The 13,984-nt window shown below is 45.5% G+C and carries 7 protein-coding genes; all 7 read left to right on the top strand.

Annotation, left to right across the window (positions count from 1 at the left end; genetic code table 11):
- The first annotated feature begins 112 nt into the window (after positions 1 to 112).
- Entirely contained in the window at positions 113 to 4,036 is a 3,924-nt protein-coding gene (locus tag QUB68_RS09645) for a glycosyltransferase (RefSeq protein WP_332991656.1), read from the top strand.
- 126 nt (positions 4,037 to 4,162) lie between these two features.
- Positions 4,163 to 4,912, top strand: coding sequence for a peptidylprolyl isomerase (locus tag QUB68_RS09640; RefSeq protein ID WP_332991655.1), 750 nt, complete (start codon positions 4,163 to 4,165; stop codon positions 4,910 to 4,912).
- Positions 4,909 to 7,917, top strand: coding sequence for a peptidase domain-containing ABC transporter (locus QUB68_RS09635; RefSeq protein ID WP_332991652.1), 3,009 nt, complete (start codon positions 4,909 to 4,911; stop codon positions 7,915 to 7,917). Before QUB68_RS09640 ends, QUB68_RS09635 begins: the two co-directional genes overlap by 4 nt.
- Positions 7,918 to 7,975: 58 nt before the next feature.
- Positions 7,976 to 9,976 (top strand): chromosome partitioning protein ParA, encoded by a 2,001-nt coding sequence (locus QUB68_RS09630; protein WP_332991650.1) that lies wholly within the window; start codon positions 7,976 to 7,978, stop codon positions 9,974 to 9,976.
- A 240-nt stretch (positions 9,977 to 10,216) separates the two neighbouring features.
- On the top strand, positions 10,217 to 12,013 hold the full coding sequence (locus QUB68_RS09625; protein WP_332991648.1) for a hypothetical protein: 1,797 nt from the start codon (positions 10,217 to 10,219) through the stop codon (positions 12,011 to 12,013).
- 3 nt (positions 12,014 to 12,016) lie between these two features.
- The gene (locus QUB68_RS09620; RefSeq protein ID WP_332991646.1) at positions 12,017 to 12,793 is read left to right on the top strand and encodes a glycosyltransferase family 2 protein; all 777 of its coding nucleotides are present in this window, start codon (positions 12,017 to 12,019) and stop codon (positions 12,791 to 12,793) included.
- Between the two features lie 77 nt (positions 12,794 to 12,870).
- Entirely contained in the window at positions 12,871 to 13,935 is a 1,065-nt protein-coding gene (locus QUB68_RS09615) for an NAD-dependent epimerase/dehydratase family protein (protein ID WP_332991644.1), read from the top strand.
- Positions 13,936 to 13,984 lie beyond the last annotated feature (49 nt).

Genomic DNA, 13,984 nt, shown 5'->3' with positions numbered 1-13,984 from the left:
AAAATCATCTACTCTCAACCCCTATCTCCCTTAGCTGAATTAACGCAATCGATTAATTCAGCTTTTTTTGCCAAAAAATAAACACAACAATTTGCTGTATCCATAAAAAACTATGAACCCAAATCTAGGAATTAACATCGCCGGCTACATCAACGGCGAATTTGGCATAGGAGAAGGTGTCCGAGCCAACATCAGAGCTGTAGAAGCCGCCGGCATTCCCTTTGTTATCAACAATTTCACCCGCAGTCCCCACCGCAAGCAAGACACCACCTATCAAAATTTTAGCCCCGACAATCCCCACCCGATCAACTTAATTCAAGTCAACGCCGATGAAGTTGCAACCTTTATCAAACATACAGGTGCCAGCTATTTTGAAAACAAATACAATATCGGCTTTTGGGCCTGGGAACTTCCCGCATTTCCCCCCGCATGGCAGCCAGCATTTAATCACTTTCACGAAATCTGGACTTACAGTAATTCTTGTGCCGAAGCAATTGCCCAATTCTCGCCAATTCCCGTCATCAAAATTATGCCCAGTATTTCTTTGCCTGCACCTTCCCTGAGCAGAGAAGCACTAAATATACCTAAAAATAAATTTATTTTCCTGTTTGTCTTTGACTTTTGCAGCCGCATCGAGCGCAAAAATCCTTTAGCGGCAATTCAAGCATTTAAACAAGCTTTCGGCGGAGATGACAGCGTATTGTTGCTGCTCAAATCTTCCAACTCAGACAAAAATATCAAAGACTTAGAATTGTTAAATTCTGCCCTAGCCAATTCTTCAAATATCAAACATCTAGACGGGTATTTATCCAAAGATAAAATTAACGGTTTGCTCTACAATTGCGACTGTTACGTATCGCTGCACCGCTGCGAAGGGTTCGGCTTAACAATGGCTGAGGCGATGTTTTACGGCAAACCCGTAATTGCCACCGGTTATTCGTCAAATACAGAATTCATGAATGTCGGGAATAGCTTTTTAGTCAAGTATAAGTTAATTCCCATCGAGCAAGATTGCGGGCCTTACAAAGCAGGCAATGTTTGGGCCCAACCGGATGTCGGACACGCTGCTGATTTAATGCGGTTCGTTTTCAATAATTCCCAGGAAGCTCAACAAATTGGAGCGATAGGTGCTGAGGAAATCAAGACTTTACTCAACCCGCAAGTTACAGGTAGTAAAATTAGAAAACGTCTTGAATATATTGCCGAGATTACCGATAACTTTCACAACTTGCCTCTGTCAGCAACAGCAAAAGCAAATCCTGCCAAAATTAGCCCAGACTTGCATAAAGATTCCTTGTCATTGCGAGGAACGAAGGAATCTCATCCCCAAGTTGACTTGCAATCATCACACCCCAAAACTCAATCAAAACTAAAATTGCAAAACTGGCAGCCTTTGGTAAGCATTTGCATTCCGACATACAACGGAGAGGCATTTATTGAGGAAACAATCAAAAGCGCGATCGCCCAAACCTACTCTAACATAGAACTGATTATATCCGACGACGGCTCCACAGACCGCACAATTGCGATCGCCCAAACCTTCCAATCCCAAACATCCGCCGACTTCAGCATCATCCTCCACCGCAACTACGGCTTATCACAAAACTGGAACTTCTGCATCGAGCAAGCCAAAGGTGAATACATCAAATTTCTATTTCAAGACGACTTGCTTGAACCAGAATGTATCGAAAAAATGGTCGCCGTCGCCCAACAAAACCCAGAAATAGGCATGGTTTTCTCCCCGCGCGGCATCACCATCGCTGAAGATGAATCTCACCCTGTTTTGCGGAAAGCTTCCAAATCAATTAAAGATTTGCACAAAAGTTGGTCAAATCTAAAATCAATTCAGCCCGGAAAAGAATTGCTGGCAGATATTAACTGCTTGAGCAACCCCATCAACAAAATTGGCGAACCGAGTACCGTCTTAATTGCCGCCCGAGTTTTTGCAGAAATAGGATTATTTGATTCAGGATTATCTCAGTATGTAGACTTAGATATGTGGTGGCGCATCATGGGGAATTATCACATCGGATTTGTAGACGAAACACTGTCGTCACTGCGGATTCATCCCGAACAACAAACTTGGAAAAACTTCGCGGCTGGGGAAAATCATAAAGATGTGGTTAGATTTTACAAAAAACTACTAAACCATCCTGAATACAGTTTCTTGAATCCCGAAATTAAACATAAAATTCGCCAAAAGTTGGCATCAAGAACCCAGCCGAGTTTATCTGATTTGTCAGCACTGGTTGCACAGTACAAAAAATCGCCATCAAACCAGTCGATTCTCGCGCAACTGCGCCAATACCGCCTACAAATAGCTGAACACTGGCTGAATTTGCCAGCGGAAAAATTAGAAATTGCTTACTCGCAAGAGGCGGGGAAAGCTCATAAATTGCTACTGGATAGCCACCTCAAACATGAAACTTTAACCGAGTCAGAACAAAGTTTTGTGCAGCAGTTGTCCTCGCAACTTGCAGAAGCAGGAGAAATTGCCGATAACATTCAATATTCTCTGGCAGCGATGCTGTACTGCGATGCTTATCAGTTATCGCTAGAATATAAAAATGCAGCGATTCCCCAGTGGTTTTTTGACGACTTTCTGAAATTCCTATTTCAGTCTCCCAGATATTTTCAAGAAACGGGAGAAGTTGAAAGGTACTCGGAATATTTCCAGCAGCTAATCCAGTACGTCGCTGCGAATATCGCCAGTTTCCCCGATGCGGAAGTTTGGCGTTATTTGGCGACTTTTATTGCGAAGAGTGTTAGCTTCAAAGCTTTGTATTTGAGTGAGGCAAATCTGCTCAATGTATTGAATCACCGAGCTGATATTCTGGAATTTCATTTGCAAAATATCGGCTGTCAAATAGACTGGGATTTTGCTCATAGACAATCTGAGCCAACTAAAATTCGAGTGGGATTCTTGCTTGACAAAATTAGTGCCGAATTAGAGACTTTTACGGCAATTCCCAGTTTTGAATATTTAGACGGAGACAAATTTGAAATTATCGTGTATCATTTCCAGGTACAAGATGATAAACTGGCGCAATATTGCGAAAGTTGCGCCGACAAATTGGTGCAACTATCGGAAGATTTGCCACAGCAAGTACAGGAAATTCGATCGCACGATTTAGATATTCTGCTAATTAGCACCAATATCGCCGACACATCCCAACGGGGCGCGCTGCTGTGCTTGCACCGACTGGCGCGGGTGCAAATGGCTACCGCCGCATCAAACCCCGCCACCACCGCAGCCCGCAATATCGATTATTTGATTGCTGGAGATTTGACATTACCCGCAGATGCAGCAGAGTATCGCGAAAAATTAATTACTTTAGAAGGCTCGGGAGTTTGTTTCAGCTATCCAGTAGCATCAGCAACTGCCACAGTTGAACCGACTCGCAGCAGTTGGGGAGCCACCGATGAATCTGTAGTGTTCATGTCCTGTACTCCAGCTTTTCAAATTATCCCAGAATTGCGAGAAACTTGGGCAAAAATTATTGCCGCCGTACCGAATTCTATTTTAGTTTTGTATCCCTTTGGTTCTCGCACCGAAAACTATCCGACGGTGCCTTTTTATCACCAAATTCGATCGACCTTCGGGGAATTTGGGATTGACAAACAGCGGGTAGTTGTGATACGGGGGCTACCAAATCAGGCAGATTGCATAAAATGTCTGGAATTGGCTGATATATATTTAGACTCCTATCCATACAGCAGTGCCTGCTCCTTAGCAGAACCGCTGTTAGTCGGGTTGCCTGTAGTGGCAAGAACAGGGCAAAAAACTCGATCGCGCCAATCAGCAGCAGTCCTCGCAGAACTGTTACTTCCGGAACTGGTAGCAAACAGCGAGAACTCTTATCTAGAGATAAGTACAGCACTGGGAACTAGCCCAGAACTGCGCCGGCACTATCGGGATCGAGTTCAGCACGCAATGACGGCTAACCCCAAAATTCTCGACAGCCGCGCTTACTCCCATCAGATAGGCAAACTATTTGAAAGGAACCCCGTCAGGATGCAAAGCGTCAAGAAATAGACAGCAATAGCGCTAGCTTTCTTGACGCTCTGCTATCATCGGGAGATTGAGGGGTTAGTGGTTGTCGCTCTTTTCCTGCCACAGCTAAATTAAAAGGGGAAGCGCAAGTCAGTTGGAGATAAAAAAATGACAGGACTTTTTCAAATAGGCGATAAATTACTTCAAGCTCAGGATATGCCATCGCTCCTGAAGCGGTACCAGTTGATGCCGCAATTCTTGCGGGGTGTAATCATCGACCAAGCGATCGCATCCTTTAGTTGCAGCGACGAAGAACGCCAATCCGCCGTCGAGAACTTTCTGGCACAGCACCAACTGACCGCCCCGGATGCCAAAGAAGCTTGGCTGCGAAGTCAAAATATGACGGCAGAAGAACTTCAAGAGATGGCCGTCAGGCCCTTGCTGATCGAAAAATTTAAGCAAGAGACTTGGAGACCTAAAGTAGATAATTATTTTTTAACCCGCAAAGCCAGCCTAGACCACGTAGTCTATTCCCTGGTACGCACCAAAAATCCAGCACTGGCAAACGAACTTTACTTTCGCATCCTGGAAGGGGAACAAAGCTTTGCCGAAGTGGCCCGCGACTTTTCCGAAGGCCCCGAGTCCAAGTCCGGCGGCTTGTTGGGCCCAGTACCCCTCTCGCAGCCACACCCGGCAATCAGCAAACTTTTGTCCGTCAGCCAGCCAAATCAACTCTGGACGCCGCGTCCTCTGGCAGAATGGATGGTAATTATTCGACTAGAAAAGTTCATGCCAGCGCAGCTTGACGAATCGATGCGGCTGCACTTGATTAACGAACTCTTTGAAACCTGGCTCGCCGAACAAATATCGCAAATAGGCCCGCTACAGCCCCTCTCTTCTGTGTCTTCAATATCATGACTTCTTCCGCTGTTTCCCTCTCCCAGATTCAGGATTTCTTAGCTGAAACACCTCCCTTTGACCGACTCTCCGAGACGGCTCTCACGTCCTTGGTGGCTAAATGCCAGCTCCTTGGCTACCGGACGGGGCAACCCCTGTTTGAACGGGAAAAAATGCCGACTCAGGTGGCAATTATCTATCAAGGTCAGGCCCGGTTGCTGGGTTTTGACCAAAGATCGCAGCGCCACGTCAGTTTGCGCTTGGTGCAGCCAAAGGAAATTCTCGGCTGGGCTGGCTTGCTCAGGGGGGTTCCCTGCGAAACGGCGATCGCCTCTATAGATGTAATTGCGATCGTCCTACCTGCCGAAGATTTCCTGAGTGTACTGGAAAAACAGCCGACATTCGGAGAAGCGTTTCGCGCTCACAGTTCCTTGAGCGAAGTATTTGAACTGTTGAGTCTGGAATTGCAGCGCCAAGCCGACGGCACATCGAATCTCAAGGAACTTACCCTGCAAGCTTGGCAAGACGCGACAGTTGTCAACGTGCCAAACGGTAACAAAAAAACTCAAGACCTCGCTAAAGAACTAGATGCCGATCGAGTTTGGCTCGTCAGCAGCGGCGTCTTGGGCGAGTTTCCCACCGGCAGCCGCTTCTCTGTGGAAAATGCAGCCAAATCATTAAAAGTAGAAGGCCGCGCCGGCGCTCGCTTAATTGGCTTCCGCGAACCCCCAGAACCCCAAACCGAGCCAGCAGATCCCCTAATTGGCGATATAGAGACAGGAGGCTTGGGCCAGAAGCCGCCCGGTGGAAAATTCAAGGTGATTGAGCCCGCCCCCCCTGTCCCACCAGACCCCCGCATCGAATCACCAGATACGGCGAAATACCCTGTTTTCCGCGCCAAAGGGCAAATAGATGCCCCGCTAGCTTGCTTCCAAATGTTGAGCAAGTATTTCAACATCAAATTTCGTCGAGATATCATCCGCAAAGTTCTAGAAAATCAGTTAAAAACCGCTGGTGTTATCAATCTGCAAGCCTGTGGGGCGATCGCCCAAAGCATCGGCCTGACACCCCAATTAGCGCAAGTGCCAGCAGAAGCGATCAACCGCATCAAAGCTCCCGTCATGATTAAATGGGAAGACAGCTTTGCCATTATTTACAGCATTACCGAGCAAGAATTGGTGATAGCGACAGCCGAAAAAGGGCTGATGCGGAAGCGAGTACCTCAGTTTAAAGAAATCTGGGGAGAATCAGGAGAAGTCCTGCTGCTACAAGCACCGCAAGTCGAACAAAAAGAGCAGTTCAGCTTCTGGTGGTTTGTGCCGGCGCTGATGGAACACAAAACAGTGTTTTTTGAGGTATTGCTCGCCTCGTTTTTTGTGCAGCTATTCGGTTTGGCAAACCCTTTAATCAGCCAAGTAATTATTGATAAAGTATTAGGTCAGCGCAGCATTGACACCCTGGATATTTTAGGGGCGTTTCTGTTAGGTGTTGCCCTGTTTGAAGGACTGCTGAACGGTTTACGCACATTTTTGTTTATAGATACCTCAAACCGCATCGATGTCAAATTGAGTGCGGAGGTAATCGACCACTTGCTCCGGCTGCCCCAGAATTACTTTGACAATCGGCGCGTCGGAGACATGGTTTACAAATTCAGCATGATGGGCCAGATTCGGGAATTCATGACGAGTACAGCTTTGACAGTTGTTCTCGATGCAGTATTCTCTGTGGTTTATGTCGCCGTTATGCTCTCCTACAGCGTGAAGCTAACCTTCGTATCTTTGGCAGTGGTACCGATACTGGCGCTGATGATTATTCTGATTAATCCGCTGGTACTGCGCTTGATTAAACAGAGAAATATGCGTTTTGCTGACTCTCAATCTTATCTAGTAGAAGTCGTCAGCGGGATTCAAACTGTTAAAGCTCAAAATATTGAATTGAAATCCCGCTGGGAATGGTCTAGCCGCTACGCCAAGTACATTACAGCTAGTTTTAAAACAATTATCACGGGGACTACGGCAGGTACGATTAGTGGCTTTTTAAACCAGGTGGGTAACTTAGCTCAGTTGTGGGTGGGAGCTTATTTGGTACTGAGCAATGACATGACTTTGGGTCAATTAATTGCTTTCCGAATTATTTCGGGGAACGTCACTGGTTCGCTGCTGCGTTTTGTGAGCGTGTGGCAGAGTTTCCAAGAGGTCTCGATGTCGATCGATATGCTCAAGGATATCGTAGATACGCCTACGGAAACCAGCGATGAAGACCGCAGCAATATTCCGTTGCCGGCAATTCAAGGGCAGGTAACATATGAGGAGGTTTCCTTCCGATTCCTAGAGAGCGGCCCGCTGCAATTGGCGAATGTGAACTTGGAATTTCCCGCTGGTTGTTTTGTGGGAATTGTGGGGGGAAGCGGTTCCGGTAAAAGTACGGCGATGAAGCTGTTGCAGCGTCTTTATGCCCCGCTTTCGGGCCGGATTTTTATTGACGGTTACGACATTGCCAAGGTGGAGTTATATTCGCTCCGCAGCCAACTTGGGGTAGTGCTGCAAGATACTTTGTTGTTTAACTGTACTGTCCAAGAAAATATTGCTCTGAGCAATCCCGATGCGAGTACGGATGAGATTGTGCGAGCTGCGAAATTAGCAGTAGCTCACGATTTTATTATGGGTTTGCCGGCTGGCTACAATACGGTGGTGGGAGAACGGGGTGCGTCGCTTTCTGGGGGTCAAAGGCAGCGTTTGGCGATCGCCCGCACGATTTTGCAAAACCCGAAACTGCTAATCTTGGACGAAGCTACAAGCGCCCTCGACTACCATTCCGAACGCCAAGTTTGCAATAACTTAGCAGAATCTTTCGCCGGTCGCACGGTGTTTTTCATTACTCACCGCCTGACTACAATCCAAAACGCCGACGTAATTATTATGATGGATCAAGGCTCTGTAGTTGAACAGGGAAGTCATAAAGAATTAATGGCTCTTAAAGGACGTTATTATTGCCTCTTCCAACAACAAGAGTCATCGAATACTTGATATTTCAAAACTCACAACTGATCGCTAACAATTAGTAATGGAGAAGTAACATATGGCTATGAAATCGATCACACTTTCTGAGCAACCAATCATTCTCGAAAAACCAGCGATTTGGTCGCACTTGTTTTTGTGGATGATCATGCTGATGACCACTTCTGCGGTGGTTTGGGCTTATTTTGCTAGCGTAGAGCAAGCTGTCCCCGCTGTCGGCCAATTGGAACTAAAAGATGGTGCTAGAGACATCCAAGCGCCTGCTACGGGCGCTGTGGTGAGACTTCACGTCGAAAATGGCGATCGCGTGGAAAAAAACCAGCCCCTGCTTACTTTCAACACCCTCGCACCCGCTGCTGATTTAACATCGATTAAGAAAACTAAAGAAGCGCTGGAAAAAGAAAATAAATTTTACGAAGATGTCGTGAGCGGCAAAGTTCAAGGCGCTATTCCTTCCAACCTAGAATCCACAATTAAGGACAGACAGAGCCTCGGGGCACAAAATCAAGTGCTGCAAGCTTTGATTGATGAGCTGTACCTCAACAGGGGAGCCAGCGGAAATTTTGATGCAGCCCAGCAGGGACTGTACGTGAATTATCGATCGGAATTTCTGTCTCGCGTAGCCGCCGCCCAAGGTCAAGTTCAAGAGTTAGATAAACAACTGAAACAAGCTGAGGATTCTCAGAAATCAGCCGAGGCTCAAATGACCGTAGCAGTGCAACAATTGGGTTTTGCTGAGAACCAATTAAATTATGCGAGGCAGCAGTTAGAATCTTCAAAAGAGCAAATAAAATCTTCCGAGGCCCAGAAACAACTGGCTGACGAACAGCTAGCGAAGTCGCAACAAGTATTGAAGTCCAATCAAGGCATTTTGGGCAGACTGACGCCGCTGGTAGAGCAAGGAGCGATCGCTGAACTGCAAAAAGAAAAGCAGGAACAAGACGTTTTCAGAGGCCAAAGCGAAGTTCTCAAACAGCAAGATCAAATCAAGCAGCGCGAAGGAGAAATCAACGCCCGCAAAGGCGAAATTAACACGCGCCTCGGTGAAATCAACACGCGCAAAGGCGAAATGAACGCGCGTCAAGGTGACATCCAAAAAATTACCGCTGAAGTACAGCGCCAGCAAGGAGAACAAGCGCGCATTCAGGAGTCGATCAGCCGCGCCCAAGAACAATTGAAAAACACCAAAGATTCCTGGGCCAAAGAACTTTATACCAAAATTGCTGAAAACCAGAAACAAATTGCTAGCAGCGATTCTCAACTCAGCCGCTTCAAAGTGGAAAACCTGAAAAAGCTGTCCGAGGTGAACGCCCAGCTAGAAAAAGCGCAGCAAACCCGCGATACTCAAGTGCTGAAGGCTCCGGTATCCGGCGTTATCTTCGATTTGAAACCTTCTAAAAAGGAGAAAGCTAAGTTGGATCTAGCCAAAGATCCGATCTGCCAATCGATTATTAACTCAGTGCTCAAGCCTGGCGAGCCCCGCCCTGCACGCTGCGAAGAAGCTTATTATGAAGCGCAGCAAACCGAGAAGCTGCTCAAGGTTTTGGACGACGAAAACGGTCTGCAAGCAGTTGTTTACCTGGAAAATAGCAACGTGGCTCTGATATTGGATGGTATGAAAAACAAGCGTGAAAAATTGGAACAATATCACGGCAAACAATTAGATGGAGAAAAGATTGACTGCGAAAAAGGTAAAAGCTGCGTGTGTCCTGAGAAGGAAGTTAATAGAGAGAAATTGGGTCTGACGAAATACGAATGCGTGCCTGTGGAGGTCAACGTTGAGGCTTTCCCGGCGATGGAGTTCGGTACTGCTGAGGGTGAAGTGAAAGAGATTAGCAAGGATGCTGAACCTCCTACTGAACTGCGGAAATACTACGCTTTCAAAACCAAAATCAAGCTCAAGAATCAAAAGTTTGTTTTGAACAAGGGCAAGTCAAATCAACAGGAAGTTAACTTGCAGTCTGGCATGGCCGTAAGTTCTAATATCAATATCGGCAAGCGGACTGTTTTGCAGATGTTTATTAACCGATTTACTGGCAAACTGGATACGTTCAAGACTGTTAAGTAATGATTTAGGGGTAGCACCAGAAACCGGGTTTTTTCCCCAGATACGCGCCCCAAATCATCAATTTCAATAAAAACCCGGTTTCTTTAGTCTCAGAGGAGAACCAGAAACCGGGTTTTTCACCCAGATACGCGCCTAAACCGTCAATTTCAATAAAAACCCGGTTTCTTGAGTCTCATAGCAAAGAGTATGTAACCGGGTTTGATATAAAATGGTGATGGCAATTGGTGCGATCGCACATTCATGAAAAAAAGTATTTTATTTACGCTTTATCTGATTCCTGTTGTCCTGTTAATCGGATTTGTAGCCAATTTTAGCATTAACGTTCCCATTGATGACGAGTGGAGGTTAGCCAGCCTATTTGAGAAAATATCTGCGGGAAGTGTAACGTTTAACGATTTTTGGGCTTTGCACAGCAACCATCGCATACTTTTCCCCAAGTTAATTATTTCGGTGCTGGTTTTTGCCTCCCAATGGAATATTAATTATCAGTTGTGTCTCAGCATAGGTTTGGCGGCGATAACTTTTATCGCCATGTACAAGTTATCCTCAATGCAAGTTAAGAATGTTGGGGATAATTTGTGGCATTTAGCTAATATTTTAACTTGTATTTTGGTGTTCTCCCTAGTTCAGCACGAAAACTGGCTTTGGGGATTTCAATTGGCATGGTTTTTCGTCAATTTGTGTTTTGTAGCTGCGGTTTATACGCTGGTTTCAACTCAAAAATTATTGCCTAATCTTAGAATCTCTATTGCTGCTGCATTCTGCTTTATTGCTAGTTTTTCCCTGGCTCAAGGCTTGCTGTCTTGGTTGGCGGTGATTCCGGCTTTGGTGGCTGTGGAGGGAAATTGGGCGCAAAAACGCAAAAGGGCGATCGTTTGGCTCTTGCTGTTCGTGGGAACTTGTGCTATTTACTCAATTGATTATCATCCCAGCCGTAAAACAAGTATTATTTGGTTGTTAAATAAGCCGCTTGTGGTGATTGATTATTTTTTGAGTTTGTTGGGTTCGCCAATTGTTAGATTACCTGTATTTGCTGCATTTGTGGGATTGGTAATATTTGCAAGTTTTGTATTTTTTGTATGGCATTTTGGGAAGAAGATTTTATCAACAGATTTGGGATTGGGTTGGGACGGGCAAGATGCCCATCCCACAACTGATTTAGGATTGGGTTGGGACGGGCAAGATGCCCATCCCACAACTGATTTGGGATGGGGATATCAGGGTTTACCTTGGCTGTCAATAGGTTTGTTTTCGGTTTTGTCGGCTCTGTTTATTACGGCTGGTAGGGCTGAATTTGGGGCGATTCAGGCGCTGGAATCTTCGAGATATACGACTAATTCGATTTTGCTGTTAATTGCTTTGGTTCAGCTAGGACAGTTGTTTGTCCGAGAAACAAAAGAGCTGTCGAAACGCAACTATAAATTTATTTATCGGGGATTTGCAGGGCTATTAATTGGGATAATTATTGTTAACTCTCAGCAGGCGATCGCCCAAACTAGCTCTGCACTTCTTTACAAACAAGGCGCTCAAGATTGTTTGCAGTTAATTAACTATCTGGAAACGTCGGAGTTTTTCAAGAATGCGCCGGAAAGCTGTTTGAGGGTGCTGAGCAAAAAAACTTGGCTGGTGAGAGAAGGCGCTGCAATTATCGATAAACTAGGTTGGAGAAAGTTCGCAAAAAATGTAGAGTTTATTTCTAATAGCGAGAAAGTTTACGGCTATTTAGACAAACCTCAAACGGGCGATAAATCCTTGAATGTTAAGAAAAAGGCTGCTGGTTGGGCGGTTTTGCCAGAAAACAGGAAACAGCCTAATATTGTATTGCTATCTGTCGGCGACAAACAATCCTTTTTTGCTAACGCTTATGTAAATTTGGATAGTCCCGATATTGCTAAGAGTTTAAAATCACAGTTGTACAATAATGCGAGGTGGGCGGTTGATTTTTCTGGTAATGATTTGCCGATCGCCCAAACCGAGATCAAAGCTTGGGTGTATAATCCTGTTGACAACCAGTTTGTCCAGTTGCGCGGAGGATGAGGAGTGAAAATTTCGGTGATAATACCAGCCCACAACGAGGAGGGCTGTTTGTATGGTACTGTGCGGGCGATCGCCCAGACGCTCGATTTAGAAGGGATTCCGCACGAAATTTTGATTGTGAATGACAATAGCACCGATAAAACCCTGGACATTTGCCAGGAATTGTCAGAGACTTTTGGCACAGTTAGATACATCAACAATCAACCTCCCAACGGTTTCGGATTTGCCGTGCGCCGGGGTTTAGCGGAATTTGACGGCGATGCTGCGGCAATTGTGATGGCGGATGCTTCCGACGATCCGATCGATTTAGTAGCAGGATACCGCAAATTGCAAGAAGGATATGATTGCGTTTTCGGTTCGCGATTTATCAAAGGCGGCTTTGTAGTTGATTATCCAATTCACAAGTTAGCAATTAACCGCTTAGCAAACTGGTTTGTCAAAAGTATTTTCGGCTTGCGGTACAGCGATGTTACCAATGCTTTTAAACTCTACCGCAGAGAAGTAATTGAAGGCGTGCAGCCGATTTTGAGCCATCATTTTAATTTGACTGTGGAACTGCCTTTGAAAGCAATTATCCGGGGTTTTTCTTATGCGGTGATTCCTCTGAGGTGGTACAATCGGACTGCTGGTATTTCTAAGCTGAAAATTAAAGAAATGGGAAGCCGGTATTTATTTATTGTCTTGTATGTCTGGCTCGAAAAACATCTCTCTCGCGGCGACTACCACCGGACTAGAAATATGAATGAGTTAAAATTAGATTTGTTGCAAAAGTCAAGATGACAGCGGTTGAAACCTATCCTACACATACGAAGTCCGCCTCTGCGGACTAAGAGATAATTTGAGAAGAAATTTAGTTAATGATTGAAAAAATTTTAATTGTGGGCGGTGCGGGTTTCATCGGCAGTTGTTTGGCAATTGGCCTGAAGAAACTACACCCGGAATGGCAAATAATTTGTTTGGATAACCTGCGCCGCCGGGGCTCAGAATTGAATATTCCGAGGCTTAAAAGTTGCGGGATTCAGTTTGTTTACGGGGATATTCGCACAGCGGCTGATTTAGATCCAGTTGCACTCAATGCTGATTGCATTATAGATTGCGCTGCGGAGCCTTCTGTGCTGGCTGGTTTTAGTTCGCCTCAGTACGTTTTGCAGACCAATTTATTGGGTACTGTGAATGTTTTGGAGTTGGCGAGACAGACTGGTGCGAGTTTGCTGTTTTTGTCTACGAGTCGGGTTTATCCGATCGCCAGTGTCAAATCTGTTAAGCTGTTGGAGTTGGATGAGAGATTTGCGATCGGCCCAGAGCAAACATTACCCGGTATATCCGAGTTGGGCATATCAGAAGACTTCCCGTTAAAAGGACACCGTTCGCTTTACGGAGCCACTAAATTAGCTTCCGAATTACTGATTGAAGAATACAGGGAAGCATACAACGTGCAGGCAATTATTAACCGCTGCGGGTTAATTACAGGTGCTTGGCAAATGGGTAAAGTCGATCAGGGAGTTTGCGGTTTGTGGGTGGCGGCTCACTATTTTGAAAAGCCGCTAAGTTATATCGGTTTTGGCGGCAGCGGGAAGCAAGTTAGGGATTTGCTGCACGTTGAAGATTTGCTGACATTAGTTAATTATCAGTTAGAACATTTTGCTGAATTTGACGGCGAAGTTTTCAATGTCGGTGGCGGTTTGAAAAACAGTCTTTCTTTAGTTGAAACAACTGATTTGTGCCGCAAGATTGTGGGTAAATCTATTCCGATTCATCCGGTTTTAGAGGAACGGGCGGGGGATATTCCGATTTTTATTACTGATTCTTCTAGGGTGATGGAGAAAACAGGATGGCGGCCTATGATTGGGCCGGAGGCGGCTTTGCAGGATATTTATGATTGGATTGCGGCTAATGAGGTGGTGTTGAGTTCGATTTTGTAGGAATTTTTTGCACCGCAGATGTTTTGTGCAATTTGGTAATAAAACCATT

Origin of the sequence: Microcoleus sp. A006_D1 (genome assembly GCF_036702805.1) — a bacterium.
Classification (GTDB): domain Bacteria; phylum Cyanobacteriota; class Cyanobacteriia; order Cyanobacteriales; family Microcoleaceae; genus Microcoleus.
Note: the sequence above shows the minus strand (reverse complement) of the source record. Positions and strands in the feature narration are given on the sequence as shown.

Coding starts and splice junctions, on each gene's coding strand:
- QUB68_RS09645 (WP_332991656.1), top strand. CDS start 113: ATGAACCCAAATCTAGGAATTAACATCGCCGGCTACATCAACGGCGAA.
- QUB68_RS09640 (WP_332991655.1), top strand. CDS start 4,163: ATGACAGGACTTTTTCAAATAGGCGATAAATTACTTCAAGCTCAGGAT.
- QUB68_RS09635 (WP_332991652.1), top strand. CDS start 4,909: ATGACTTCTTCCGCTGTTTCCCTCTCCCAGATTCAGGATTTCTTAGCT.
- QUB68_RS09630 (WP_332991650.1), top strand. CDS start 7,976: ATGAAATCGATCACACTTTCTGAGCAACCAATCATTCTCGAAAAACCA.
- QUB68_RS09625 (WP_332991648.1), top strand. CDS start 10,217: ATGAAAAAAAGTATTTTATTTACGCTTTATCTGATTCCTGTTGTCCTG.
- QUB68_RS09615 (WP_332991644.1), top strand. CDS start 12,871: ATGATTGAAAAAATTTTAATTGTGGGCGGTGCGGGTTTCATCGGCAGT.